Origin of the sequence: Bradyrhizobium sp. A5 (assembly GCF_042076515.1) — a bacterium.
GTDB lineage: Bacteria > Pseudomonadota > Alphaproteobacteria > Rhizobiales > Xanthobacteraceae > Bradyrhizobium > Bradyrhizobium cosmicum.
The window spans coordinates 6,646,336-6,671,130 of the sequence record NZ_CP148990.1; the positions used below are offsets into that span (position 1 = coordinate 6,646,336).

At 64.9% G+C, this 24,795-nt stretch carries 22 protein-coding genes; 14 read left to right on the forward strand and 8 right to left on the reverse strand.

Annotated features, from left to right (window positions below):
* The first annotated feature begins 16 nt into the window (after positions 1–16).
* The gene (locus WHZ77_RS31445; protein WP_094890895.1) at positions 17–1,177 is read left to right on the forward strand and encodes an acyl-CoA dehydrogenase family protein; all 1,161 of its coding nucleotides are present in this window, start codon (positions 17–19) and stop codon (positions 1,175–1,177) included.
* A gap of 39 nt (positions 1,178–1,216) precedes the next feature.
* Entirely contained in the window at positions 1,217–2,029 is an 813-nt protein-coding gene (locus tag WHZ77_RS31450) for an enoyl-CoA hydratase/isomerase family protein (RefSeq protein WP_375311480.1), read from the forward strand.
* A gap of 165 nt (positions 2,030–2,194) precedes the next feature.
* On the opposite strand, the gene WHZ77_RS31455 is transcribed toward WHZ77_RS31450, so the two are convergent.
* The 3 genes from WHZ77_RS31455 to WHZ77_RS31465 form a co-directional block, all read right to left on the reverse strand.
* On the reverse strand, positions 2,195–2,944 hold the full coding sequence (locus WHZ77_RS31455; protein WP_375314854.1) for a hypothetical protein: 750 nt from the start codon (positions 2,942–2,944) through the stop codon (positions 2,195–2,197).
* A gap of 2 nt (positions 2,945–2,946) precedes the next feature.
* Positions 2,947–3,738, reverse strand: coding sequence for an enoyl-CoA hydratase (locus WHZ77_RS31460; RefSeq protein ID WP_375311481.1), 792 nt, complete (start codon positions 3,736–3,738; stop codon positions 2,947–2,949).
* Positions 3,739–3,930: 192 nt separating this feature from the next.
* Positions 3,931–5,139 carry an ABC transporter substrate-binding protein gene (locus WHZ77_RS31465; protein WP_375311482.1) on the reverse strand — a complete coding sequence of 403 codons (1,209 nt, stop codon included), beginning with the start codon at positions 5,137–5,139 and terminating at the stop codon, positions 3,931–3,933.
* A gap of 242 nt (positions 5,140–5,381) precedes the next feature.
* Here WHZ77_RS31465 and WHZ77_RS31470 point away from each other — a divergent pair, with 242 nt between their 5' ends.
* The 3 genes from WHZ77_RS31470 to WHZ77_RS31480 all read left to right on the forward strand — a co-directional run bounded on the left by WHZ77_RS31470 (position 5,382) and on the right by WHZ77_RS31480 (position 8,983).
* Positions 5,382–6,233, forward strand: coding sequence for a thermonuclease family protein (locus WHZ77_RS31470; RefSeq protein ID WP_375314855.1), 852 nt, complete (start codon positions 5,382–5,384; stop codon positions 6,231–6,233).
* Between the two features lie 132 nt (positions 6,234–6,365).
* Positions 6,366–7,757, forward strand: coding sequence for a M48 family metalloprotease (locus tag WHZ77_RS31475; protein ID WP_375314856.1), 1,392 nt, complete (start codon positions 6,366–6,368; stop codon positions 7,755–7,757).
* A 170-nt stretch (positions 7,758–7,927) separates the two neighbouring features.
* Positions 7,928–8,983 carry an IS110 family transposase gene (locus WHZ77_RS31480; RefSeq protein WP_375309069.1) on the forward strand — a complete coding sequence of 352 codons (1,056 nt, stop codon included), beginning with the start codon at positions 7,928–7,930 and terminating at the stop codon, positions 8,981–8,983.
* A 308-nt stretch (positions 8,984–9,291) separates the two neighbouring features.
* Here the strand turns inward: WHZ77_RS31480 and WHZ77_RS31485 are convergent, their stop codons facing one another.
* Positions 9,292–10,620: an MFS transporter gene (locus WHZ77_RS31485; protein ID WP_375311483.1), complete on the reverse strand. Its 1,329-nt coding sequence runs from the start codon at positions 10,618–10,620 to the stop codon at positions 9,292–9,294.
* Positions 10,621–10,801: 181 nt separating this feature from the next.
* Between WHZ77_RS31485 and cyoA the strand changes: the two genes are divergently transcribed.
* From cyoA to WHZ77_RS31530, 9 genes are all read left to right on the forward strand, one after another.
* Positions 10,802–11,962 (forward strand): ubiquinol oxidase subunit II, encoded by a 1,161-nt coding sequence (gene cyoA / locus WHZ77_RS31490; protein ID WP_375311484.1) that lies wholly within the window; start codon positions 10,802–10,804, stop codon positions 11,960–11,962.
* A gap of 25 nt (positions 11,963–11,987) precedes the next feature.
* Positions 11,988–13,985, forward strand: coding sequence for a cytochrome o ubiquinol oxidase subunit I (cyoB, locus tag WHZ77_RS31495; RefSeq protein ID WP_375311485.1), 1,998 nt, complete (start codon positions 11,988–11,990; stop codon positions 13,983–13,985).
* Entirely contained in the window at positions 13,986–14,615 is a 630-nt protein-coding gene (cyoC, locus tag WHZ77_RS31500; RefSeq protein WP_375311486.1) for a cytochrome o ubiquinol oxidase subunit III, read from the forward strand. It begins immediately after the preceding gene.
* Positions 14,612–14,992 (forward strand): cytochrome o ubiquinol oxidase subunit IV, encoded by a 381-nt coding sequence (gene cyoD / locus WHZ77_RS31505; RefSeq protein WP_375311487.1) that lies wholly within the window; start codon positions 14,612–14,614, stop codon positions 14,990–14,992. The genes cyoC and cyoD overlap by 4 nt, the downstream gene beginning before the upstream one ends.
* Positions 14,989–15,840, forward strand: a complete 852-nt coding sequence (locus WHZ77_RS31510; protein WP_375311488.1) for an SURF1 family protein — start codon at positions 14,989–14,991, stop codon at positions 15,838–15,840. The genes cyoD and WHZ77_RS31510 overlap by 4 nt, the downstream gene beginning before the upstream one ends.
* The gene (locus WHZ77_RS31515) at positions 15,812–17,209 is read left to right on the forward strand and encodes an ATP-binding protein (RefSeq protein WP_375311489.1); all 1,398 of its coding nucleotides are present in this window, start codon (positions 15,812–15,814) and stop codon (positions 17,207–17,209) included. The genes WHZ77_RS31510 and WHZ77_RS31515 overlap by 29 nt, the downstream gene beginning before the upstream one ends.
* Entirely contained in the window at positions 17,199–17,732 is a 534-nt protein-coding gene (locus WHZ77_RS31520) for a response regulator transcription factor (RefSeq protein ID WP_014439278.1), read from the forward strand. Before WHZ77_RS31515 ends, WHZ77_RS31520 begins: the two co-directional genes overlap by 11 nt.
* A 248-nt stretch (positions 17,733–17,980) precedes the next feature.
* Positions 17,981–18,529: a hypothetical protein gene (locus tag WHZ77_RS31525; RefSeq protein WP_375311490.1), complete on the forward strand. Its 549-nt coding sequence runs from the start codon at positions 17,981–17,983 to the stop codon at positions 18,527–18,529.
* A 57-nt stretch (positions 18,530–18,586) separates the two neighbouring features.
* Positions 18,587–18,946, forward strand: a complete 360-nt coding sequence (locus WHZ77_RS31530; protein WP_375311491.1) for a hypothetical protein — start codon at positions 18,587–18,589, stop codon at positions 18,944–18,946.
* Between the two features lie 135 nt (positions 18,947–19,081).
* Here WHZ77_RS31530 and WHZ77_RS31535 read toward each other — a convergent pair whose 3' ends face one another.
* The 4 genes from WHZ77_RS31535 to WHZ77_RS31550 form a co-directional block, all read right to left on the reverse strand.
* Positions 19,082–19,891: a CarD family transcriptional regulator gene (locus tag WHZ77_RS31535; protein ID WP_375311492.1), complete on the reverse strand. Its 810-nt coding sequence runs from the start codon at positions 19,889–19,891 to the stop codon at positions 19,082–19,084.
* A gap of 348 nt (positions 19,892–20,239) precedes the next feature.
* A complete protein-coding gene (gene fdxA / locus WHZ77_RS31540) occupies positions 20,240–20,578 on the reverse strand; it encodes a ferredoxin FdxA (protein ID WP_011082989.1) in 339 nt (112 codons plus the stop codon).
* A gap of 132 nt (positions 20,579–20,710) precedes the next feature.
* A complete protein-coding gene (locus tag WHZ77_RS31545) occupies positions 20,711–20,953 on the reverse strand; it encodes a S4 domain-containing protein (RefSeq protein ID WP_375311493.1) in 243 nt (80 codons plus the stop codon).
* 49 nt (positions 20,954–21,002) lie between these two features.
* Positions 21,003–24,371 (reverse strand): helicase-related protein, encoded by a 3,369-nt coding sequence (locus WHZ77_RS31550; RefSeq protein ID WP_375311494.1) that lies wholly within the window; start codon positions 24,369–24,371, stop codon positions 21,003–21,005.
* Positions 24,372–24,795 lie beyond the last annotated feature (424 nt).

A 24,795-nucleotide genomic window follows, 5' to 3' on the forward strand; every position in this document is an offset into this window, starting at 1 on the left:
AGGAGACGAGACAACAATGACCGCTGCCCTCCGTTTTGATCCGATCCGCCTGCCCGAGAAGTGCGAGCAATTGCGCAAGGAAGTCCGCGCGTTCCTCGCCGAAGAGATCGCCGCCGGCACCTTCGACCCGCACAAGCCCAACCGCGAAGACACCGACGCGCCGGAATTCTCCCGCCGGGTCGGCGCCAAGGGCTGGCTCGGCATGACTTGGCCGAAGAAATATGGCGGCCAGGAGCGCTCCTTCCTCGAACGTTACGTGGTGACCGAGGAGATGCGCGTGGCCAACGCGCCGACGCGACGCTTCTTCGTCGCCGATCGTCAGAGCGGGCCGGTGCTGATCAAATATGCACCCGAGCATATCAAGATGGATATCCTGCCGCGCATCTGCCGCGGCGAGATCTGCTTCGCCATCGGCATGAGCGAGCCGAACTCCGGCTCGGATCTGTTCGCCGCCAAGACGCGCGCGACCAAGACCGACGGCGGCTATCTCATCAATGGCACCAAGATCTGGACCTCGTCGGCGCACATCGCCGACTACATGATCGCGATCTTCCGGACCTCGCCGCCGACCAAGGAAAACCGTCGTCACGGCCTGACGCAGTTCCTGGTCAAGATGAAGCAGCCGGGTATCCAAGTGAACCCGATCGGCCAGATCACCGGCCAGTACGAGTTCAACGAGGTCGTCTTCACCGACTTCTTCGTGCCCGAGGATCACGTACTCGGTGAGGTCGATGGCGCCTGGAAGCAGGCCACGTCGGAGCTCGCCTATGAGCGCTCGGGGCCCGAACGTTTCCTCGAGACCTATTACGTGCTGACCGAGCTGGTCCGCGCGGTCGGCCCCAATCCGGATACGCGCAGCGCCGAAGGCATCGGCCGTCTCGTCGCCCAGCTCCACACCATGCGGCGCATGTCGGTCTCGGTTGCCGGCATGCTTCAGGCCGGCAAGGAGCCGGTGGTGGAGGCCTCCATCGTCAAGGACATCGGAACGGTCTGGGAGCAGCAGCTTCCGCATCGCGTCCGCGATCTCGCCGCTTTCGTCGAGGAGACTGCGACCAATCGCGAGACGCTGGAGCGGCAGCTCGACTTCGCCATCAAGACCGCACCCAAACTCACCATCCAGGGCGGCACCACCGAGGTGCTGCGCGGCATCATCGCGCGCGGACTCGGTCTGCGCTAGTCGCGCCGACTGGGTTTGCGCTAACGCTTCGAGGACATCATGAGCACCTATACAGATATCGGCGTCGAAAAAGTCGGCCACGTCGGCACTATCGAGATCCGCCGTCCGCCGCTGAACTTCTTCGACATCTCGCTGATCAACCAGATCGCGGACGCGCTCGAGGAGTTCGACCGTGACATCGAGATCCGCGCCTCGGTGCTGTCCGCACAGGGCAAGGCGTTCTGCGCCGGTGCCAATTTCGGCGACCCGGCGCGGCAGGCGCAGGAAGCGCGCGAAGCCGAGAAAAAGGGCGACCCGGCCGACAACCTCGGCCCGATCAACCATCTCTACATCCAGGCCGTGCGCATCTTCCGCGCCAAGAAGCCGATCGTCGCGGCCGTGCAAGGCGCGGCCATCGGCGGCGGGCTGGGCCTCGCGGTCTCGGCCGATTTCCGCGTCGCCTGCCCCGAAGCCCGCTTCTCGGCCAACTTCACAAAACTCGGCTTCCATCCCGGCTTCGGCCTGACCACGACGCTGCCGGAGCTGATCGGCAAGAACAACGCGGAGCTGATGTTCTACACCAGCCGCCGCGTCACCGGCGAAGAAGCCTACAAATGGGGCCTCGCCAACGAGCTGGTGCCGCAGGACCAGGTGAAGGCGGGCGCCATGAAGCTCGCCGCCGAGATCGCCGAATGCTCTCCGCTCGGCCTCCTCTCCACCCGCGCCACGATGCGCGCCAACCTCGCCGACCGCGTGATGGCCGCGACCAATCACGAGCTCGCCGAGCAGACGAGGTTGCGCGCGACGGAAGATTTCAAGGAAGGCGTCAAGGCCACGGAAGAGCGCCGCGTGGCGAACTTCAAGGGCAGGTAGCTTCTTCTTCCTTCTCCCCTTGTGAGAGAAGGTGGCGCGAAGCGCCGGATGAGGGGTCTCTCTCCGCGAACGAAACTTCCTGCGCGGAAGAACCCCTCACCCGTCTCGCCGCTTTGCGGCGATCCACCCTCTCCCGCAAGGGGAGAGGGGAGCGCCGGCAAGCCGCTAGCTTATGCGGAACGTCACTCCACCCAGCAGGAACTCGTTCCCCGCCACCGCGAGCCCCCTGGCCTTCGCGGCATGCAGCACGCTCGAAGCATCGGTCACCCGAAACTCCAGCGCACTCATGATCTCGCTGGCGCCCTTCACGAAGCGGAAGGTCGCATTGGGCAGCTTCAGTTCGGCACCGCCACCCGGCGCAACACCGATGATCTTGCCCCAATGCTCCGCCAGCCCTTGCGGATCCGGGCTCTGCATCTCCACCGCGGTCAGCGCCTGCGTCACATCCTTGCGGATGAACTTCTGCCAGTCGGGACCCGCCGGCGGATACGCACCAAGAATGTCGTCGCTGCCGTCGGTGTGGTTGAACTCGATGAAGGCGGCGCGGCAGTCGCGGGGGTGGAGCTGCACGCCGTGATAGGGCGCGTGGTCGATCACGTTGGCGGTCCGCACGCCAAACGCGTTGGCATTGCGGCCGCGCTCGTCCGGATCGTTGCAGCAGAAAATCGCCATATAGCCGCCGCGGCCGCCGGTCTTCTCGATGAAGCGGCCGGCTGTAGTACCGTCCTTGAACGGCGCGACCACCTCCAGCAGGATCGTGTCGACCGGGAGCAGCGCGTTCTCCAGGCCGTATTTGGCGACGTTGCCGTCGCGGTAGCAGACCGCGAGGCCCATGATTTCGGCGATGTCCGAGATCACGGGCGCGAGCTGCGGCGCGACCAGACAGATCTGCCGCAGCCACACATAGGGCGCCATCGTCATGCCCCCTTGAAGGCCGGCTTGCGCTTTTCGACGAAGGCCTTGGCGGCCTCCTTGTGGTCCTCGGTGTCGCTGCAGCGGGTATGGTGGATCGCTTCGCCGTCGAAGCAATCCTCCAGCGGCAGATGCTCGGCATTGTTGATGTTGCGCTTGATGAAGCCGAGCGCAATCGATGGCCCTTGCGCCAGCGACAGCGCGAGTTCGTGCGCCGCCGTGTCGATCTCGGCGTCGGGCACAACCTTGGTCACCATGCCGATCGCATGCGCCTCCTTCGCGGTCAGCACCGGCGACATCAGATAGAGCTCGCGCGCCCGCGCGCTGCCGAGCAGCTGGGTGAGGAAATAGGTGCCGCCGTAATCGCCGGAGAATCCGACCTTGGCGAAAGCGGTCGTGATCTTGCAGGATTCGGACGCGATGCGCAGGTCGCACGACAGCGCCATCGACAGGCCGGCGCCGGCCGCGGCGCCATCAAGCTGCGCCACCACGGGTTTCGGCATCTGATGCAGGATGCGCGAGACCTCCATGCCGCGGCGCAGGTTCGCCATCTTCACCTCGAACGGCAGCGGCGCACGGCCCGCCGCCATCGACTTGACGTCGCCGCCGACGCAGAACGAGCCGCCCGCGCCCTTGAACAGCACCGCGCGCACCTCGGGATCATCGGCCGCGCGCCGCGCCGCTTCGACCAATCCTGCGACCATCTCGGGGTTGAGCGCGTTCTTCCGCTCGGGACGGTTCATGGTGATGGTGAGCAGCCCGCCTTCGAGCTTTTGCAGGACCATGTCGTTGCTCATGGGTGGTCTCCCTTGTTGTTGTTTTGCTCGGTCATTCCGGGACGCGCGAAGCGCGAACTACGGTGCGCAATTGCGCACCTGAGAATCCATTTCTCGCCAGTCATTGCGGCCCGATGTATCCCGGGCTCGCGCTACGCGCGCCCCGGGATGACAACCTGTTGTTGGACGCGCGTGTCGCTACGACGCTTCGCGTCACTTCTTCACCAGCGGACAGCGCGACTGCTCCAGCGACTGGAACGCCTCGCTGCCGGGCACGGTGGCGAGCAGCTTGTAATCGTCCCAGCGGCCCTTGGATTCCGACGGCTTCTTGACCTCGAACAGGTACATGTCGTGGATCATGCGGCCGTCCTCGCGGATCTTGCCGTTCTTGGCGAAGAAGTCGTTGATCGGCGTCTCCTTCATCACCTTGATGACCGCGGCCGCGTCAGTCGTGCCGGCCGCCTTCACGGCGTTCAGATAGTGCGTGACGGAGGAATAGACGCCGGCCTGCGCCGAGGTCGGCACCCGCTTGGTGCGCCCCATGAAGCGCTTGGAGAAAGCGCGGGTGTCGTCGTTGAGGTCCCAGTAGAACGCTTCGGCGAGCAGCAGGCCCTGAGCGGTCTCCAGCCCGATCGAGTCGATATCGGAGACGAAGGCGAGCAGCGGCGAGACCTTCTGGCCTCCCTTGGTGATGCCGAACTCGGCCGCCTGCTTGATGGCGTTGACGGTGTCGCCGCCGGCGTTGGCAAGGCCAATCACCTTGGCCTTGGAGGCCTGCGCCTGAAGCAGGAACGACGAGAAATCCGAGGTGTTGAGCGGATGACGGACGGCGCCGAGCACCTTGCCGCCGGTCTTGGTGACGACGGCGCTGGTGTCCTTCTCCAGGTCCTGGCCGAAGGCATAGTCGGCAGTGAGGAAGAACCAGGTATCGAGGCCGGCTTTCACGGCTGCAAGGCCGGTCACGTTGGCCTGTCCGTAGGTGTCGAACACGTAGTGGATGGTGTAGGGACCGCAGGCCTCGTTGGTGAGACGGATCGAGCCCGGACCGTTGAACATGATGATCTTGTTGCGCGCTTTCGCGATCTCGCCGGCGGCAAGCGCAGTCGCCGAGGCCGCGACGTCGTAGATCATCTCGACGCCCTGATTGTCGAGCATGTCGCGAGCGATGTTGGCGGAGAGATCGGCCTTGTTCTGATGGTCCGCGGCCAGCACCTGGATCTTGCGTCCGAGTACCTCGCCGCCGAAATCCTCGACCGCCATCTTGGCTGCAGTCTCGCTGCCGGGGCCGGTGATATCTGCGTAAAGGCTCGACATGTCGAGGATGCCGCCGATCTTGAGCGGCGGCTTGTCCTGGGCCTGCGCGGCGGCGCTCGCGCTCAGAGCAAACGCTGCGGCAAAAATGCCCGACAAAATATTCTTCATCGTAAAGAGACCTCCCTTATCGCGCCGCACTCTTTGGGCGCTTGATTATGGCTGTTGCCGCAATCATGCCGCATGCGCAAGAGCGCAGCAAGCGCAGGTGCGAAGAGGCCGCATGTTCGGCGCGCGATTTCCGCAAAGCGGAATGGCAAGGTGCGGATAAATGTTTCCACGTCATTGCGAGCGCAGCGAGGCAATCCAGACTGTCACCGCGGTCGGATTCTGGATTGCTCGCTGCGCTCGCAATCACGGAGTGTGGGGAAACCTCTTCGCGCCTCGCCACGCTTGAGTTAAGATTGACGCGCAACGCAACCTCTCCGGGCGCCGTGACGCGACTGCTTCATCTCATCGTCGCATTTCTTTTCGTCGCGAGTCGCACGGCGTTCGCCACGCCGTGCCAATTCGAAACGCTAGGCGAAGGCCGCGTCGCCGCAATCGTCGATGCGCGTAGCGTGCGTCTCGATGATGGCCGCGAGGTCCGCCTTACCGGCATCGAACCAACCGCAACGACGAAGCTGGCGCTAACAGCGCTGCTCGTCGGCCGCGACGTCACGCTGCGGAGCACTGACGACACGCCCGACCGCTATGGCCGCCAAGCCGCGCTGATCTTTGTCGGCGAGGACGATACCTCGGTGCAGGCCGCCCTCCTGGCCCGGGGCGCCGCTATCGTCTCCGCCGAAATCACCGACAGGGACTGCGCAGCGGCCCTGATGGCGTCGGAGGCCGAGGCGCGGCGCGAAAAAAAGGGCAACTGGGCTGACCCGTCGGCCATAAAAAACGCGGAAAGTCCGGACGATATTTTGGCCGGGATCGGGCGCTTTATGGTGGTCGAAGGCAAAGTCCTGTCGGTCCGGCAAGCTGGGGCAGTGACCTACCTCAACTTCGGAGGAAACTGGACACGCGGCTTTGCCGTGACTATTTCAAGGCGCATGCTACCGGCGTTCGAAAGCGTCGGGATCTCCCTTAAGTCCCTGGAAAATCGACGTATTCGCGTTCGGGGCTGGGTCGAGGGGAATACGGGGCCGCGTATCGACGTGCTCCGGGTGGGACAGATCGAGTTGCTGGGCGCAAACGATCCGACAGGGGTAAGGCCTTAGCGGGCCAGGCACGGGTTAAGCGACGTGAATGGGGTGCTAGAACGGCACGGACGAGGTGATTGCCGCCGCCTGCGGGCTGCGCCGGCCGCGCTTTGCCTCGTGCTGGGCACAGCCCTTGCCGGTTGCGGCGATATGGGCCGGTTCCAGGCCGCGGTGCCGACCCAGACGGTCGCGATGCCGAAGCCGAAGCCGGCCGTCGCGCAGACCCCCGCCACCGAGAAGGAGCACGAGCGCATCCTGGCCAGCTATGGCGGCACCTATGACGATCCCAGGCTCGAATCGCTCGTCAGCAAGACGGTGGACCGGCTCGTTGCGGCTTCCGACCGTCCCGACCAGGGTTACAAGGTCACCATTCTCAACTCCGGCGCGGTCAACGCCTTCGCGCTGCCGAACGGCCAGCTCTATGTCACGCGCGGACTTCTTGCGCTTGCGAGCGACACGTCGGAATTGTCCTCCGTGCTCAGCCACGAGATGGCGCATGTGCTGTCAAAGCACGCCGCGATGCGCGAGGACCAGGCCCGCCAGGCCGCGATCGTCACCCGCGTCGTCACCGACATGAGCAACGACCCCGATCTCACCGCGCTGGCACTCGCCAAGACCAAGCTCACCATGGCGAGCTTTTCGCGCAATCAGGAGTTCGAGGCCGACGGCATCGGCGTCGGCATTTCCGCCAAGGCCCATTTCGACCCCTATGGCGCCGCCCGCTTCCTGTCGGCGATGGAGCGCAATGCCGAGCTGAAGGTCGGCAAGACCTCGCTCGATCCGCGCGCGCAGGATTTCACCTCGTCGCATCCGGCGACCCCGGAGCGCGTGCAGAACGCACAGACCATCGCACGGCAATATGTCGCTCCTGAAGGGGGCGAGCGCGACCGCGAGACCTATCTCGCCGCGATCGACAATCTCGTCTATGGCGAAGATCCCAGCGAGGGTTTCGTCCGCGGCCGGCGGTTCCTGCATCCGAAGCTCGGCTTTACCTTCCAGGCGCCGGACAATTTCACGCTCGACAACACCGCGCAGGCGGTGATCGGCGTGCGCGACGGCGGCTCGCAGGCGATGCGTTTCGACGTCGTGCGCGTACCGGCCGAGCAGTCGCTCGGCGATTACCTGAACTCGGGCTGGATGGAAGGCGTCGAGAAGGCATCCATCGAGGACATCACCATCAACGGTTTTCCGGCGGCGTCTGCCACTGCCAAGGGCGATCAGTGGCAGTTCAAGGTCTACGCGCTGCGTTTCGGCAGCGACGTCTATCGCTTCATCTTCGCGGCACGGCAGAAGTCGACCGAGAGCGAGCGCAACGCGCGCGAGACCGTCAATTCGTTCCGCCGCCTGACCCTCGACGAAATCCAGGCCGCGCGCCCGCTGCGCATCAAGGTCATCACCGTGCAGCCCGGCGACACCGTCGAATCGCTCTCCCACCGCATGGCCGGTGTCGATCACCCCGCCGAACGCTTCCGCGTCCTCAACGGGCTCGATCGCAGCGCGCAGGTGAAGGTGCGCGATCGCGTGAAGATCGTAGCGGATTGACGCTGCGGACTGTCAGCGTAGATGGGGTAACGGGCCGGCCGCCCGCTCGCTACGGCGCGATTTGGAAGCGCGCTCGCGAGCGGCCTGTTGGATGGAAGGCGGTCGTCCCTCAAATTGATGGTGTTTAACGGAGTCGGGCAAGCCCGCTCCAAGCATCATGAGGGACGACCGTGTACCACTATGCAGGAATTGACGTGTCTTTGGAATGCTCGAGCGTTTGCCTGGTGGATGGAGCGGGCAAGATTTTGCGCGAGACGAAGGTTTTGAGCGAGCCGGAGGCTCTGATCGGGTGGTTCGGGTCGCTGGGGCTGACGTGCGAGCGGATCGGTCTGGAGGCAGGTCCGTTGTCGCAATGGCTGTACGCGGCGATGCGGGATGCAGGACTTGCGGTCGAGCTCTTGGAGACGCGGCACGTGCGCGATGCCTTCAAGGCAATGCCGGTGAAGTCAGACCGCAACGATGCGCGCGGGATCGCCCAGCTGATGCGGCTGGGCTGGTTCCGGCCGGTGCACTGCAAATCCGTTGCATCGCAGGAGACGCGGGCCATTCTGACGGCCCGCAAGCTGCTGCAGTCGAAGCTGCAGGATGTCGAGAACAGTCTGCGCGGCGTGCTGCGGGGCTTCGGCCTGAAGGTCGGTAAGACCACCGAGCGCACCTTCGCCGAACGTATCCGGGAACTCGTCGCCGGTCACCCCGGACTTGAGCTGGTCGCCAAGGCGCTCCTCCAGGCCCATGCCGTGCTACTCCAGGAGTTCAAGAGCCTGGACAGGCACACCCAGAAGCTCGCCAGAGCGCAGCCCTCCGCCAAGCTCCTGATGACGACGCCTTCCGTCGGTCCGATCGTGGCGCTCACCTATGCTGCGGCGATCGACGATCCGAAGCGCTTCCGTTCCTCGAAGGCCACTGGCGCACACTTTGGTCTGACCCCAAGGAAATACCAATCAGGAGAAACCGACTATACCGGCCGCATCAGCAAGATCGGCGACGCCTCCGTACGCGAGGCGCTCTACCAGGCGGCTCACGTCATGCTGACCAAGCCGCTGAAGAATTGTTCGGCGCTCAAGAGCTGGGCCATGCGGATCGCCAATCGGGCCGGCATGCGCAAGGCCAAGGTCGCCCTGGCACGCAAGCTTGCCGTCATCCTGCATCGCATGCTCGCCGATGCCAAACCCTTCAACCCCGAGGTCAAAAACAAGGCCAAGGTCATCGCCATGGCCGCAACTTAAACAAGGAAGCATCAATCGGTTCTGGGGGAGTCACGACATCAGGCTCTCCCTGAGCGAGGTCCCTAGCCGGGACGATGGATCCGGTCAGGCCGCCATCCGGGAAGTGGGTCATAACCACGCTTCCGTAGATTGGCCGGCCGGCTCCTCAAATGCACCCCATCAGGCGACGGCCTTCGCGCCGATCCCGTACAGAAGCAAGTGCCCGGCAACAGGATCGCGCAAAAAGGGATTGACTAACCAGGGCCCGTTACAGAAGCCCGGATGGAGCGCAGAGCAATCCGGGGTTCGTGCAGGCCTCCGCGGGCGGCTTAAGCGCCAGCGTCCATATCGCCGGCCTCGCGCTGGCCGCTGAGCCACAGCGCGAGCAGGGTCCAGAACGCGCCGGAGAGCAGATAGGCACCCGAAGCAATGACGCCGAGATTGGTGGCGAGCAGCAGCGCAACGAGCGGGGCGAAGCCTGCTCCGAACAGCCAGGCCATGTCCGAGGTCAGCGCCGAGGCCGTGTAACGATAGGCCTGCCTGAAATTCGAGGCGATCGCGCCGGAGGACTGACCGAAGGACAGCCCGAGCAGGATGAAGCCGATCACCATGTAGATGGTCTCACCGAACGCGCCGGCGTCGAGCAGCTGCGGAGCGAAGCCGCTGTAGATCGCGATCGCGATCGCCGATCCCATCAGCAGCGACTTGCGGCCGACACGGTCGGCAATGACGCCGGAGAGCACGATCGCCACGACACCGAACACGGCGGCGACGATCTCGATGATCAGGAAGCGCACCGGGCTTTCGCGGGTGAACAGGAACACCCAGGACAGCGGAAACACCGTCACCATGTGGAACAGCGCGAAGCTTGCGAGCGGCGCGAACGCGCCGAGCATGATGTTATGGCCTTCGCGCGCAACGGTCTCGGAGATCCGCGAGGGTTGCAATTCGCGGGTCTCGAACAGCGACGCATACTCCTCGGTCGTCACCATGCGCAGGCGCGCGAACAGCGCCACGACGTTGATGGCGAAGGCGACGAAGAACGGATAGCGCCAGCCCCAGTCGAAGAAATCATCGGCGGAGAGGTTGCCGGCGAAATAGGCGAACAAGGCGCTCGCCACGATCAGCCCGAGCGGCGCGCCGAGCTGCGGCACCATCGCGTACCAGCCGCGCTGGGAGGGCGGCGCGTTCAGCGCCAGCAGCGAGGCCATGCCGTCCCAGGCGCCGCCCCAGGCCAGACCCTGCGCGATACGCGCCAGCGCCAGCAGCCAGATCGCCGCAACGCCGATCTCGTGATAACCGGGCAGGAACGCGAGCGCCACGGTGGCGGTGCCGAGCAGGAACAGCGCCGAGACCAGCTTGGCCGTCTTGCCGTACTCTCGGTCGACCGTCATGAAAATGACGGTCCCGATCGGCCGGGCCACGAAGGCCAGCGCGAAGATCATGAAGGAATAGAGGGTCCCGGTCAGTTCGCTCGTGAACGGAAACACCAGGCGCGGGAACACGATCACCGAGGCGATCGCGTAGACGAAGAAATCGAAGAATTCCGAGGTGCGGCCGATGATGACGCCGATGGCGATCTCGCCGGGACTGGCCAGGTCGTGGCCGTGTTCGCCCGAGTGGAGGTCTGCCATTGCGGGGGTCTGTGCCGTCGCCATTCGTGCGCCCTTAACGTCCTGAAAACCAAAGCCAACCGCCCGGCGGGGCGCCAGGCGATCTGGGCTTGTCTGACCCAACATTCCGCACTGCAACATTGGACAAATTGTCCAATGTCCGGATTGCTGCGCCGCAGCTACCCGTTGCCCCCGCAAACAAAACTCATTCTCAAAGGCTCGGCCCGTGTCCCGTCTCAAGATCCTGGCGCTGCTACCCCTGGCAGTTGCGCTTAGTGGCTGCAACTACGTCGTGCTGGCGCCAGCCGGCGACATCGCTGCCCAGCAGCGCGACCTCGTCATCATCTCCACTCTCCTGATGCTTTTGATCGTCGTCCCCGTGATGGCGCTGACGGTGATGTTCGCCTGGCGCTACCGCCAGTCCAACACCTCGGCCCGCTACGAGCCGGAATGGGATCATTCGACCAAGCTCGAGCTGGTGATCTGGTCGGCGCCGTTGCTGATCATCATCTGCCTGGGCGCGCTGACCTGGATGGGCACGCATCTGCTCGACCCCTATCGCACGCTCGGCCGCATCCATGCCGATCGCGCCGTGGACCTGTCCAAGGCCCCGCTCGAGGTCGACGTCGTCGCGCTCGACTGGAAGTGGCTCTTTATCTATCCTGACTACGGCATTGCCACCGTCAACGACCTCGCCGCGCCCGTCGATCGCCCGATCAACTTCCGCATCACCGCGTCCTCGGTGATGAACTCGTTCTACATCCCCGCGCTTGCCGGCCAGATCTACGCGATGCCGGGCATGGAGACCAAGCTCCACGCCGTGGTGAACCACGCCGGCACCTACAAGGGCTTTTCGGCGAACTACAGCGGTGCCGGCTTCTCCGGCATGCACTTCAATTTCCAGGGCCTCGACGACAAGGGTTTTGACGCCTGGGTCGCCAGTGCCAAATCCGCCGGCGGCTCGCTCGGCCGCGCCGAATATCTCCAGCTCGAGAAGCCCAGCCAGAACGAGCCGGTGCGCCGCTACGGCACCATCGATTCCGATCTCTACCGCCTGATCCTCAACATGTGCGTCGAGACCGGCAAGATGTGCCAGAGCGAGATGATGGCGATCGACGCCAAGGGCGGACGCGGCCATGAGGGCCTGAACAACACGCTGCCGCTGGCCTACGACAAATACGCCCGCCGCGGCACCGCGTTCGGACCCGAGCCGACCTTCGTCGCCGGCAGCTGCACGCCGGATGCGCCGCAGGGCCAGACCACCGCGTCGATCAAGGCTCCGACCGACACCGCGCCGCTGCTGGGCGCCGGCCTGAAGCGGCCGATCTTCACGCCGCTCAAGTCCTCGTCATTCTTCCTCGGACAACGTCCCAAGTCAGACTCCTGAAGTCAGACTCCTAAAGAGAGCTCGCATGTCTCCTGATCTTCTCAAGCTCATCTTCGGCCGTCTCGGCCTCGATTCGTTGCCGCTGCACGAGCCGATCCTCGTCGGCACCTTCGCGGTGGTTGCGCTCGGTGGCATCACGCTGCTCGGTGGCCTCACCTATTTCCGCCTGTGGGGCTATCTCTGGCGCGAATGGTTCACCAGCGTCGACCACAAGCGCATCGGCATCATGTACATGATCCTCGGCATCGTGATGCTGCTGCGCGGCTTCGCCGACGCGCTCATGATGCGCGCGCAACAGGTGCTCGCGTTCGGCGGTTCCGACGGCTTCCTCCCCTCCCATCACTACGACCAGGTCTTCACCGCCCACGGCGTGATCATGATCTTCTTCGTGGCGATGCCGCTGGTGACCGGCCTGATGAACTACGTCGTGCCGCTGCAGATCGGCGCGCGCGACGTGTCATTCCCGTTCCTGAACAATTTCAGCTTCTGGATGACGGTCGGCGGCGCGGTGCTGGTGATGGCTTCGCTGTTCATCGGCGAGTTCGCCCGCACCGGCTGGCTGGCTTATCCGCCGCTGTCGAACATCGGCTACAGTCCTGACGTCGGCGTCGACTATTACATCTGGGCGCTGCAGGTCGCCGGCGTCGGAACGACGCTGTCCGGCATCAACCTGATCTGCACCATCGTCAAGCTGCGAGCGCCCGGCATGACCATGATGCGGATGCCGGTCTTCACCTGGACCTCGCTCTGCACCAACGTCCTGATCGTCGCCTCCTTCCCCGTTCTGACCGTCGTGCTCGCGCTGCTCTCGCTCGATCGCTACGTCGGCACCAACTTCTTCACGAACGATTTCGGCGGCAGCCCGATGATGTACGTGAACCTGATCTGGATCTGGGGTCATCCCGAGGTGTACATCCTGGTTCTCCCCGCCTTCGGCATCTTCTCGGAAGTCACCTCGACCTTCTCCGGCAAGCGCCTTTTCGGCTACACCTCGATGGTCTACGCGACCGTGGTCATCACCATCCTGTCGTACCTGGTCTGGCTGCACCATTTCTTCACGATGGGTTCTGGCGCCAGCGTCAACTCGTTCTTCGGCATCACCACGATGATCATCTCGATCCCGACGGGCGCGAAGATGTTCAACTGGCTGTTCACGATGTATCGCGGCCGTATCCGCTACGAGCTGCCGATGATGTGGACGATCGCCTTCATGCTGACCTTCGTGATCGGCGGCATGACCGGCGTGCTGCTCGCGGTGCCGCCGGCCGACTTCGTGCTGCACAACAGCCTGTTCCTGATCGCGCACTTCCACAACGTGATCATCGGCGGCGTGGTGTTCGGCGCATTCGCCGGGATCACCTACTGGTTCCCGAAGGCCTTCGGCTTCAGGCTCGATCCGTTCTGGGGCAAGATGTCGTTCTGGTTCTGGGTCACCGGCTTCTACCTCGCCTTCATGCCGCTCTACGTGCTCGGCCTGATGGGCGTGACCCGCCGGCTGCGCGTGTTCGACGATCCGAGCCTGCAGATCTGGTTCGTCATCGCCGCAATCGGCGCTGTCTTCGTCCTCATCGGCATCATGTGCATGCTGATGCAGTTCGCGGTCAGTTTCCTCAAGCGCGAGCAGCTCAAGGACGTCACCGGCGATCCCTGGGACGCGCGCACGCTGGAATGGGCGACCTCCTCGCCTCCGCCGGACTACAACTTCGCCTTCACCCCCGTCGTTCACGACAATGACGCGTGGTGGGACATGAAGAAGCGCGGCTACCAGCGTCCGCTCACCGGGTTCAAGCCGATCCACATGCCCAGCAACACCGGCACCGGCATCATCCTCGCCGGCTTCGCCACCGCGATGGGATTCGGCCTGATCTGGTACATTTGGTGGCTGGCGGCTGCGAGCTTCATCGCGATGCTCGCCGTCGGGATCGGTCACACCTTCAACTATCACCGCGACTTCGACATTCCGGCCGACGACGTCGTCCGGGCCGAGGACGCGCGCACCAAACTGCTCGCCGGAGCCAAGTAAATGACTGTCGCTTTCCCTTCCTCGCAAGCCGGCGAGCCGGTGTTCTACATCGCTGACGAGCACCCGCATCCGGAAGGCTGGAGCACCTCGCTGGGCTTCTGGATCTACCTGATGAGCGACTGTCTCATCTTCGCGATCCTGTTCGCCACCTTCGGCGTGCTCGGCGGCAACTACGCCGCCGGCCCCGCGCCAAAGGACCTGTTCGAGCTGCCACTGGTCGCGGTGAACACCACGATGCTGCTGCTGTCGTCGATCACGTATGGTTTTGCCATGCTGACGATGCAGCAGAACAAGATCGCCCAGACGCAGCTGTGGCTGGCCATCACCGGCCTGTTCGGCCTCGCCTTCATCGGCATCGAGCTCTCCGAGTTCGCCCACATGATCCATGAAGGCGCGACGCCCCAGCGCAGCGCCTTCCTGTCCGCCTTCTTCACGCTGGTCGGAACCCACGGCCTGCACGTGTCCTGCGGCCTGATCTGGCTGGTGACGCTGATGGTACAGGTCTGGAAGTTCGGCCTGATCGAGGCCAACCGGCGCCGGCTGATGTGCCTGTCGATGTTCTGGCACTTCCTCGACGTGGTCTGGATCGGCGTCTTCACCTTCGTCTATCTCCTGGGAGTTCTGCGATGAACACCGATACTCACGCAGCTGGCGCGCACGACCATCACCACGGCGACGGCCACGCCCACAGCACGTTCTCGGGCTACATGCTCGGCTTCGTGCTCTCGGTGGTGCTGACCGCGATCCCGTTCTGGCTGGTGATGAGCGGCGCGCTTCCGAGCAAGCAGATCACGGCGCTGGTCATCATGGCCTTCGCGGTCGTGCAGATCGTCGTGCACATGATCTACTTCCTGCACATGAGCCCCAAATCCGAGAACGGATGGACCATGATGGCGCTGATCTTCACCATCGTCATGGTGGTGATCGCGCTGTCCGGTTCGCTGTGGGTGATGAACCACCTCAACAGCAACATGATGCCGATCCACCAAATGACCGGAATGAAGTGAGCGAGATCCGGACCGCGACGACCGATACAGAGGGGGCGCGCGACGACACTGCGCGCTCCCCGTCCATGTGGCTCGCGGTCTTCTCGCTTACGGCCTTTGCCGTTCTGATCGCGCTCGGCGTCTGGCAGGTCGAGCGCCGCGCCTGGAAGCTGGCGCTGATCGACCGCGTCGAGCAGCGCGTTCACGCCCCCGCCCAGCCGATCCCCTCGCGGGCGGCATGGTCCGCGGTCACCGCCGCGAACGACGAATACCGGCACGTCAGCCTCACCGGCCGCTTCCTGCACGACCGCGAGACGCTGGTTCAGGCTGTCACCGAGGAAGGCCCCGGCTATTGGGTGCTGACGCCGCTTCAGCGCGGCGACGGCACGCAGGTTCTGGTCAACCGCGGCTTCGTGCCGTCCGAGCGGCGCGACGCATCGGCACGCCGGAACGGCAGTCCGGGCGGCCCGGTCGAGATCACCGGCCTGTTGCGCATGTCCGAGCCGAAAGGCGGCTTCCTCCGGAACAATGTCCCCCAGCACAACCGCTGGTACTCGCGGGATGTTGCCGCGATTGCGGCCGCCCGTGGCCTCCACGAGGCCGCGCCCTTTTTCGTCGACGCCGACGCCGGATCACAATCAGGCGGTGGCCCCATCGGCGGATTGACCGTGGTCCGCTTTCCCAATAACCACCTGATCTACGCGCTGACGTGGTTTGCCCTGGCTTTCATGCTGGCCGGCTGGCTTTTCGTCACATTCGGCGGCGGGCTGTTCCGTCGCCAGCGCTTCGTCCACGAACCGGCTGGCGGAGCAGATGCCTCCACCCGCAGGACGGGATCAGATGCTGGAACGATCGTCGAGCAGACCTGACGACGGCAAGACGCCCCCTCAATCAATTGGCGGGCTGGCCGTCACGCTGCAATCGCAGGCGGACGCGCGCAGCGAGTTGATCGGCGCTGCGCCGACCGACGACGAGACCAACCGCAAGAACATGGCGCTGCTGATCCAGCTGCGCTGGACCGCGGTGGTCGGCCAGATCGTGACCATCGGCGGCGTGCATTTCGGGCTCGGCATCCCCCTGCCTCTCGAGCGGATGGGCGCGGTGATCGGCGCGCTGCTTCTGCTCAACGTTTCGAGCCTCGTTTGGGTACGTCATCGCGCCGCGATCACCAACAACGAGCTGCTGGTCGCGCTGATGCTCGACGTCGCCGCGCTGACCGCGCAGCTCTACCTCAGCGGAGGCGCCACCAATCCCTTCACCTCGCTGTTCTTGCTCCAGGTCACGCTGGGCGCGGTGCTGCTCGATGCCCGCTCAACCTGGTCGCTGGTCGCGCTGACCTGCGCATGCTTGGTGTGGCTGACGCTGGCCCACCGGCCGCTCGACCTGCCGCCGAATCCGCTCAGCGAGACCTACACGCTGACCGTGGCCGGTATGCTGCTGGGCTTCGCCCTCAATGCGGTTCTGCTGGTCGTCTTTGTCACGCGCATCAACAGGAACTTGCGCGAGCGCGACGCCCATCTGGCGGCGCTGCGCCAGCATGCGGCCGAGCAGGACCACATCGTGCGCATGGGCCTGCTCGCTTCCGGCGCGGCGCACGAGCTCGGCACGCCGCTCGCCTCGCTCTCGGTCATCCTCAGCGACTGGCGCCGCATGCCGGATCTCGCCGCCGATCAGGAGCTCGCCGAGGATCTTTCGGAGATGGAGACCTCGCTGCAGCGCTGCAAATCGATCGTGACGGGAATCCTGGTGTCGGCGGGCGAAGCACGCGGCGAAGGCTCTTCGCCAACCACGGTGACGGCTTTCGTCACGGCGCTGGTGGAGGAGTGGCGCGACGCGCGCTCGGCGCGCACGCTCTACTTCGTCAATACGTTCGGCGAGGATGTCGCGATCGTCTCGGACGTTGCGCTGAAACAGGTGATCTTCAACGTGCTCGACAACGCCTACGAGGTCTCGCGTGGCTGGGTCGAATTTCTGGCCGAGCGCGAGGGTGACAATCTCGTGCTGTCGATCAGCGATCGCGGTCCCGGCTTCGCTCCGGAAATGCTGGCGCAGCTCGGAAAGCCCTACCAGTCGAGCAAGGGCCGCGCCGGCGGCGGGCTGGGCCTGTTCCTGGTGGTGAACGTCGTGCGCAAGCTCGGAGGTAGCGTGACCGCCGAGAATCATCGCAAGCGTGGCGCCACCGTCCGCCTGACGCTACCGCTCGCAACGCTCGCGATCGGAGGCAGCTTTGACGCCTGACCGATCGCTCATCGTCGTCGAGGACGATGCCGGCTTCGCGCGCACGCTGAAGCGCTCGTTCGAGCGCCGCGGCTACGATGTCGTGCTCGCCGCCTCGATCGAGGAGGTCCGCAAGGTGCTGGAGGAACGGTCCTTCGGCCACGCCGTCGTCGACCTCAAACTCGGCGGCGCCTCAGGCCTTGCCTGCGTCGAGCTGCTGCATACGCATGATCCGGAGATGCTGATCGTGGTGCTGACCGGCTTTGCCAGCATCTCGACCGCCGTCGAGGCGATCAAGCTGGGAGCCTGCCACTACCTGGCAAAGCCGTCGAACACCGACGACATCGAGGCCGCCTTCAACAAGGCCGAAGGCAATGTCGAAGTCGCGCTCGATGCGCGGCCGACCTCGATCAAGACGCTGGAATGGGAGCGCATCCACCAGACGCTGATCGAGACCGATTTCAACATCTCGGAGGCGGCGCGGCGGCTCGGCATGCACCGGCGCACGCTGGCACGGAAGCTCGAGAAGCGGCCGGTGAAGTGAACTGCCGTCCGGCTAGGCCTCGCGCAGGTCCGGGACGATACTGACATTGCGGCCCGACTTCGCCGCCTCGCTCCAGTGCCCCAGGCCGGCCGATCTTGACCGCGCAATTGCGATCATCGATGATCCCACTGGCAAGCAGCGATGGATCGATACATCCTGGACGTGAATTGCACTCTGCGGCCGTGACTCCATGTCTGTAAGAACGCGCACAGACGAATATTGTTTTTCAGATAATTTTGGAGGCGGAGATGTTACTGGCGCGCGCGCGATGGTGTTCGCTTCTGCTCGCTGCAAGCTTGTCCCCGGCGCTGGCGCAAGGCGCCGCGCCGCAACTGCGTGGCAAGTCAGTGACGGCGGGATGGACCGAGGAGAGGCTTCAGCGCCTGGGCGGCATGGGCGAGTTTGCGCCGAAGAGCTCTTCGCACACGCTCAGTGCCTACGTGTCGTCGGAGGGCCGCGTGTTCGCGCGGCGGACAGTTTACGGCGGCGGTAGGGGCAGGCCGAAAACAGGCCAGGCCAGCAGTGTCGGATCGGACGGTGCGGGAAGTCAGCAGGCCCGGCTAAGCGGCCGGTCTCTGATCGTGACGACGCAGTTCGCCGGCGGTGTCCGTCTCGTGCGGATCGAGTTCAACGCGGATTTCTCGGGCTGTACCGCCAATGTGGTACTCGGCCGGGAGAACGGCACCGCAATCGCACGCGGCCGCTCCTTGATCAATGGAGCGAGGCTCGAGATCAAGGAGGCACATGTGAGCAATACGAGCTGCTCGATCCAGGCCGGCAATGTCTTCGAGCACTAGACTAAAACCGGGTGCCGAGAGCGCGCCCCGCCATTCCGACCATAGCGAGCCCCATTCATGAAGACGTCGCACAGTCTCACCATCGCGCTGGCCGCGTTCGCGGTGCTTTCAGCCGCCACGCCGGGCCAGGCCGAGCAGGCCACGCCGACCTGCGTCTACGCCAGCAGGAGCTACAGCGACGGCGCGTTCCTGTGCATACAGAAATCGATTGCCCTGATCTGTCGCTCGGACGGCGGACGCTTCTCCTGGACAGCCGTCGTCGACAAGGATCTGGCGGATCGATGCACCGCTCCCGTACCTCATGTCCGCCCGCGTCATCTGCGGGTTCGGACGGCGGCCTATCGCCTACACCACCGCGCCCCCTCGATCAGCGCCGCCAAGTGCTTCGACTTCAACGGCAAGCGGTATTGCGAGTGAACCCGCATCCGGAGTGACTGGTCTGGGCCGGACGGCGCAAAGCCCGGCGCTGAGCCATCGATAACAAAAAGGCGATAACAAAAAGCCCGGCCGAGCGGCCGGGCTTGATGTGTTGCGATCGACGCGATGAGAAGCTTACGCGGCCTCGTCGGCGACGGTGGTGTCGCCATCGGTCTCGTCGGTCTCGCCCTCGGCATCCGCCTCGCCTTCGCCCTCGGCGGCTTCCGCCTTGGCGTTGCGGCGCGGGCTCTTGGCGAGCTGGGCCTCGATCTCCTTGACCGCTTCGGTCTCGGTCGAGTGCTGCACGACCGCGATCTCGCGGGACAGACGATCGAGCGCCGCTTCATAGAGCTGGCGTTCGCTGTAGGACTGCTCAGGCTGCGATTCGGAGCGATAGAGGTCGCGCACGACTTCCGCGATCGCGACGATGTCGCCCGAGTTGATCTTCGCTTCGTATTCCTGGGCGCGACGCGACCACATGGTGCGCTTGACGCGAGCGCGGCCCTTGAGGGTCTCGAGCGCCTTCTTCACCAGCGCCGGCTCGGACAGTTTGCGCATGCCGACATTGGCGACCTTGGCGGTCGGCACGCGCAGCGTCATCTTGTCCTTGATGAAGTTGATGACGAACAGCTCAAGCTTCGCGCCGGCGATCTCCTGCTCCTCGATGGCCAGGATCTGGCCAACGCCGTGAGCGGGATAGACGACGAATTCGTTGGCCTTGAAGCCCTGACGCTGGGTCACGACCTTCTTTTCCTCGACCTTCGGCGCGGGTGCAGCGGCCTTCACGGCCGGCTTGGCAGCAGCAACGGGGGCCTTGGCAGGGGCGGCAGCAACAGGGGCCTTCGGAGCAACGGGCTTGGCAGCGGGAGCCTTGACGGCAGCGGGCTTGGCAGCAGGCTTTGCAACGGTCGCTTTCGCGGCCGGTTTGGCAGTCTTGTTAGGCATTGCGCTTCTTTTGTTCTTCGAGGACTTTGCAGCCGGCGGCGCCTTGGCAGCGGCCCGACCCTTGGATGCGCTACGGCTGGCCGCGGCGACTTTTTTGGCCTCCTTATGGGAAGCCCTCGCTGAAGTACTCTTTTTACGCGTTTTCTGTGACACAGCCTGCGCGCGGAAACTGCCACGCCCCTGTTCGACATTTGGTTTCACGGGAACCCAACGGGGCCAACTGGGCTGACGGGGGTTCAGCTTAATGTGCCCAATATAGCACATTTCCCGCAAAAATCAATGATTTAGGGGTCTTCAGGGCTGGTTTTCAGCGTTCACGAAGGTATTAGGGTTAAGTTTGAGCCCGAATTAGTCTCCGGAGCCGGGGTTCGGGGAGAAATATTTCTCGAACTTGCCTTCCATCCCGTCGAATTCCTTCGCGTCGGCGGGTGATTCTTTCTTCTGGGTGATGTTCGGCCAGCTCTTGGCGTAGTCGGCGTTGACCGACAGCCACTTTTCCAGGCCCGGTTCCGTATCCGGCTTGATGGCGTCGGCGGGGCATTCCGGCTCGCACACGCCGCAGTCGATGCACTCGTCAGGATGGATGACGAGCATGTTGTCGCCCTCGTAGAAACAATCGACCGGGCAGACCTCGACGCAGTCGGTGTACTTGCACTTGATGCAGTTTTCAGTGACGACGTAAGTCATCCAACGCTCCGAAAAGCTCTTTTAGAAGTCGCGGCTTGCGTAGCGCGGATGGCCCGGCGCTGCAAGGTCGGGAACGGCCGATCATGACGGCTTTGTGTGTTTGACGGACCAAGAAATGAATTCAAGGCGCAATTAATTGCGTCGAGAATCCGGATTGCCGTCAGTGAGCTCCTCGTAGAGCGCGCGGGCCGAGGCGGCATCGCCGCGGCGCTCGTTGAAGGCAGTGACTTTCAACACCCGCACGGTGCGGTCCAGCGCGATGGTGAGCACGTCGCCGGTCTTGATCGGGTGCCCCGGCGATGTCTCGCGCGCGCCGTTGATGCGGACGCGGCCTTTTTCGACGAGCTCAGCCGCGGAGGTGCGCGCCTTCACCACCCGCGCATGCCATAGCCATTTGTCGAGGCGCTGCCGCTCGCTCGTGGGGCTACTCCTTGCGCCCCGCGAGCTGCTCCTTCAGCGCAGCGAGTTTTGCGAAGGGCGAGTTCGGATCGACCGGACGATCGCGCTCGCGCGGGTTCGCGCTCGAGGCGTAGGGGCGCAGCGAGGGACCACCCTGACGATCGCGACCCTTGTCGCGGTCGCGGCCGCGGTTGTCGCGGTCGCCACCGGGCTTGCCCTTGTTGCGATCGCCGCCGAACTTGCCCTTGTTCTTGTCGCGATCCTTGCCTTCGAAGCGGCGGTTCTTGTCTTCGCGCCCTTCCTGACGCGGCGCGCCTTCAGCACCGCCCTCGCGTGGCTTGCGGAAATCCCGGCGACCGCCGCCATGACGATGACGCTCGCCCGGCTTGGCGCCTTCGGCAGCTTCGCCGGCAGCACCCTCGGCGGGCGCGGCGCCTGCTTCGGCGCCCGCCTGCGGACGCTGATTGTGATGGCGCTGGTGACGATGACGCTCGTGGCGCGGCTTGCGGTCCTCGTGACGGCCGGCAGGACGCCAGACTTCGATGAGTTCAGGCTCGGCAGGTGTGGCTGCGGCTTCCGCAGGCGCGGCGGCATCGGCCGATGCGGCGGCTTCCGGCTCGGCCGGAGCAGCCTCGGCGGGAGCAGCCTCAGCAGCCTCTTCCGCAGGCGGCGCGATGCCGGGGGCGTCTTCGGGCGTGACGGGTGCCTCGGGGGACGCTTCGAGCGCCGGCTCTTCGGGGGCGGGCTCGTCGTGCTGCTCCATGCCGGGCGCGTCTTCGACGGTCACAGGCTCGGCGGCGGCTTCGACTGGGGTGTCCGCGGGCGCTGCCGCCTCTTCGACCGGAGTTTCGGTCGCGACGACTTCAGCCTCGGCGGCCGTCGTCTCCGCAACGGCAGCGACAGGCTTCGGCGGCAGCGGAGCTCGCTTCTCCATGCGATAGCCGAGCGCGCGCAGCACCGAGGCGAAATCCTCGCCGGCCGAGCCGGTGAGCGAGGTCATCGCCTGCGTCACGATGAAGCTGCGGCCGTCGAACGTGCCGGCGGGCTTTTCGCCGGGCGAATTCTCGCGCCAGGCCAGAGCCGGGCGGATCAAATCGGCCAGGCGCTCCAGGATATCGACGCGGACGGCGCGCTCGCCGGCCTGCTTGTAGCCGAGCACGCGATAGGCATCGCGCGGCAGCTGCTTGTCGACCGGGAACGAGGTGCGGCCCGAAGAGGCCAGATGCTGCGCGCCCGACAGCGAGGACAGATCGACATTGTCCTGCTTCAGCGCCCACAGCAGCGCGGCGAGCGCACGGGCGGCCGGCTTCAAAAGCCCGGGGAAATAGATGTGATAGGCGCCGAAGCGGACGCCGTATTTGCGCAAGGTCGCGCGCGAGGACTGGTCGAGATCCTTCAGCTCGCTCGCGATCTTGGGACGCTCGAGCACGCCGAGCGCCTCGACCAGCTGATAGGCGATGCCGCGGGCAATGCCGGTGACGTCCTCGGCCCTGGAGAGCTCGAACATCGGCCCGAGCAGCTTCTCGATATGGGTCTTGAGCCAGAGCTCGAGCCGCGCCTGCACCTTCTCGCGCGGCGGGCCGCTGAGACGCTCGTCGGAGATGATGCGGATGCGCGGCGCCAGCGCGTCCTCTGCGGCAGACAGTCGCGCCACGGCGTCGCCGGTCCAGCGGATGGTGCCTTCCGACGTCAGCACGAACTGCTCGTCGGGCGCGCCGCCCAGTTTTTCGGCCCGCGCGTTGATCTCGCCGGCGAGCACCGCTTGCGCGGCAGCCTGCAAGGCTTTCGCATCGGAGCCGGCTTCCGCCGCATCCGGTGCAAAGGTGAAGCCATCGAGGCGGCCGATGACATGGCCTTCGACGATGACTTCGCCGGTCTTGCCGATTTCCGTATTCAAGCTCGTGTTCTCCCGCAGGCGGCGCATCAATACACTGGTCCGGCGATCAACGAAACGCTCAGTCAAGCGTTCATGGAGCGCATCCGATAATTTATTTTCGACCTCGCGGGCGATTCCCTGCCAGCGTTCGGGGTCTCTCAGCCAGTCCGGGCGGTTGGCGACGAAGGTCCAGGTGCGAATCTGCGCGATCCGGGCCGACAGCGTGTCGATGTCGCCGTCGACGCGGTCGGCCTGGTCGACCTGGGCCGCGAACCAGGAATCGGGGATGCAGCCCTTCTGCATCAGGAAGCCGTAGAGCGTGGTGACGAGCTCGGCGTGGGCCGCGGGCGACAGTTTCCTGTAATCCGGGACCTGGCAGGCCTCCCACAGCCGTTCCACCGCGTCCTTGCCATGTGCGATATCGCGCACATCGGCGTCGCGGGCGGCGTGGTCGAGCACGCGCATGTCCTCGGCGATCGGGGCGCGCGTCAGCGCCTCATGGCCGGGCGACTGGTTCAGCGACACCTGGAGTGCGCCGAGCGAGGAGAAATCCAGCTTCGAGTTGCGCCATTGCAGCATCTTCACGCTGTCGAAGGTGTGGTTCTGCAGCGCGTTGACGAGCTCGGGCTCGAACGGCCCGCAGCGGCCGGTGGTGCCGAAGGTGCCGTTGCGCGTGGCTCGGCCGGCGCGGCCGGCGATCTGCGCGAATTCGGACGGCGTCAGGCGGCGGAACTGGTAGCCGTCGTATTTGCGGTCGGAGGCGAAAGCGACGTGGTCGACGTCGAGATTGAGGCCCATGCCGACGGCGTCGGTGGCGACGAGATAGTCGACGTCGCCATTCTGGAACATCTCGACCTGCGCATTGCGCGTGCGGGGCGACAGCGAGCCCAGCACCACGGCGGCGCCGCCATGCTGGCGCTTGATCAGCTCGGCGATGGCGTAGACCTCGTCGGCGGAGAAGGCGACGATGGCGGTGCGGCGCGGCTGGCGGGTGATCTTGCGGTCGCCGGCAAATTCCAGCTGCGACAGCCTCGGGCGGGTGATCATGGAGACGCCGGGCAGCAGCCGCTCGATGATGGGGCGCATGGTGGCGGCGCCCAGCAGCAGCGTCTCGTCGCGGCCGCGGCGGTTGAGGATGCGGTCGGTGAAGACGTGGCCGCGTTCGAGGTCGGAGGCGATCTGGATCTCGTCGACGGCGAGGAAGGAGACATCGAGGTCGCGCGGCATCGCCTCGACGGTCGAGACCCAGTAGCGCGGCGATCTCGGCTTGATCTTCTCCTCGCCGGTCACGAGCGCGACGGCCTCGGGCCCGACCCGCGCGACGATCTTGTTGTAGACCTCGCGCGCGAGCAGCCGCAGCGGCAGCCCGATCAGGCCGGACGAATGCGCGAGCATCCGCTCGATGGCGAGATGGGTCTTGCCGGTATTGGTCGGCCCGAGCACCGCGGTGACGCCAGCGCCAGGCACGCGATCGGAATGGGAGCGCTCGGAGCCGAAGGGGGAGGAGGAAAAGGGCATCTGTCTGATTAGGTAGTGCCGATTGGGGCGAATGTCAGTGCTGTTTGGGGCGCGTCGTGGGCTGGTGCCTGATCCGTCATCCTGAGGTGCTCGCGAAGCGAGCCTCGAAGGATGCGCGGCCCGGATCTCGCCGATCGTATCCTCGCGGCAGCAGCCGGGCCCGTCGCCCTTCGAGGGCCGCTGAAGAAGCGGCCACCTCAGGGTGACGGGAATGGGAGGCGCCTCCAAAAATCCCGCGCAACTGTCTCACTTTGCGACGCTTTTCCCGCTGGCCTTAAGTTTCGGAACGACTCCAGAACGAATCGCGGCCGAATCGCTGACTCCCCCGAGAGTCCTGTTCCGTTCACGCAACATGTCGCGGGGCTCTATTTAGTGAGCACTAGATGGAGTTTCGGCCTGCCGCACAAGCGACGATTTGATGACG

Bases quoted from the DNA above. Each gene is read 5' to 3' on its own strand.
- cyoD (WP_375311487.1), top strand. From the start codon at position 14,612: ATGAACACCGATACTCACGCAGCTGGCGCGCACGACCATCACCACGGC.
- WHZ77_RS31530 (WP_375311491.1), top strand. From the start codon at position 18,587: ATGAAGACGTCGCACAGTCTCACCATCGCGCTGGCCGCGTTCGCGGTG.
- WHZ77_RS31450 (WP_375311480.1), top strand. From the start codon at position 1,217: ATGAGCACCTATACAGATATCGGCGTCGAAAAAGTCGGCCACGTCGGC.
- WHZ77_RS31465 (WP_375311482.1), bottom strand. From the start codon at position 5,139: ATGAAGAATATTTTGTCGGGCATTTTTGCCGCAGCGTTTGCTCTGAGC.
- WHZ77_RS31535 (WP_375311492.1), bottom strand. From the start codon at position 19,891: ATGCCTAACAAGACTGCCAAACCGGCCGCGAAAGCGACCGTTGCAAAG.
- WHZ77_RS31455 (WP_375314854.1), bottom strand. From the start codon at position 2,944: ATGGCGCCCTATGTGTGGCTGCGGCAGATCTGTCTGGTCGCGCCGCAG.
- cyoC (WP_375311486.1), top strand. From the start codon at position 13,986: ATGACTGTCGCTTTCCCTTCCTCGCAAGCCGGCGAGCCGGTGTTCTAC.
- WHZ77_RS31550 (WP_375311494.1), bottom strand. From the start codon at position 24,371: ATGCCCTTTTCCTCCTCCCCCTTCGGCTCCGAGCGCTCCCATTCCGAT.
- WHZ77_RS31460 (WP_375311481.1), bottom strand. From the start codon at position 3,738: ATGAGCAACGACATGGTCCTGCAAAAGCTCGAAGGCGGGCTGCTCACC.
- WHZ77_RS31515 (WP_375311489.1), top strand. From the start codon at position 15,812: ATGCTGGAACGATCGTCGAGCAGACCTGACGACGGCAAGACGCCCCCT.
- WHZ77_RS31475 (WP_375314856.1), top strand. From the start codon at position 6,366: ATGGGCCGGTTCCAGGCCGCGGTGCCGACCCAGACGGTCGCGATGCCG.
- WHZ77_RS31445 (WP_094890895.1), top strand. From the start codon at position 17: ATGACCGCTGCCCTCCGTTTTGATCCGATCCGCCTGCCCGAGAAGTGC.
- cyoB (WP_375311485.1), top strand. From the start codon at position 11,988: ATGTCTCCTGATCTTCTCAAGCTCATCTTCGGCCGTCTCGGCCTCGAT.
- WHZ77_RS31525 (WP_375311490.1), top strand. From the start codon at position 17,981: ATGTTACTGGCGCGCGCGCGATGGTGTTCGCTTCTGCTCGCTGCAAGC.
- fdxA (WP_011082989.1), bottom strand. From the start codon at position 20,578: ATGACTTACGTCGTCACTGAAAACTGCATCAAGTGCAAGTACACCGAC.
- WHZ77_RS31485 (WP_375311483.1), bottom strand. From the start codon at position 10,620: ATGGCGACGGCACAGACCCCCGCAATGGCAGACCTCCACTCGGGCGAA.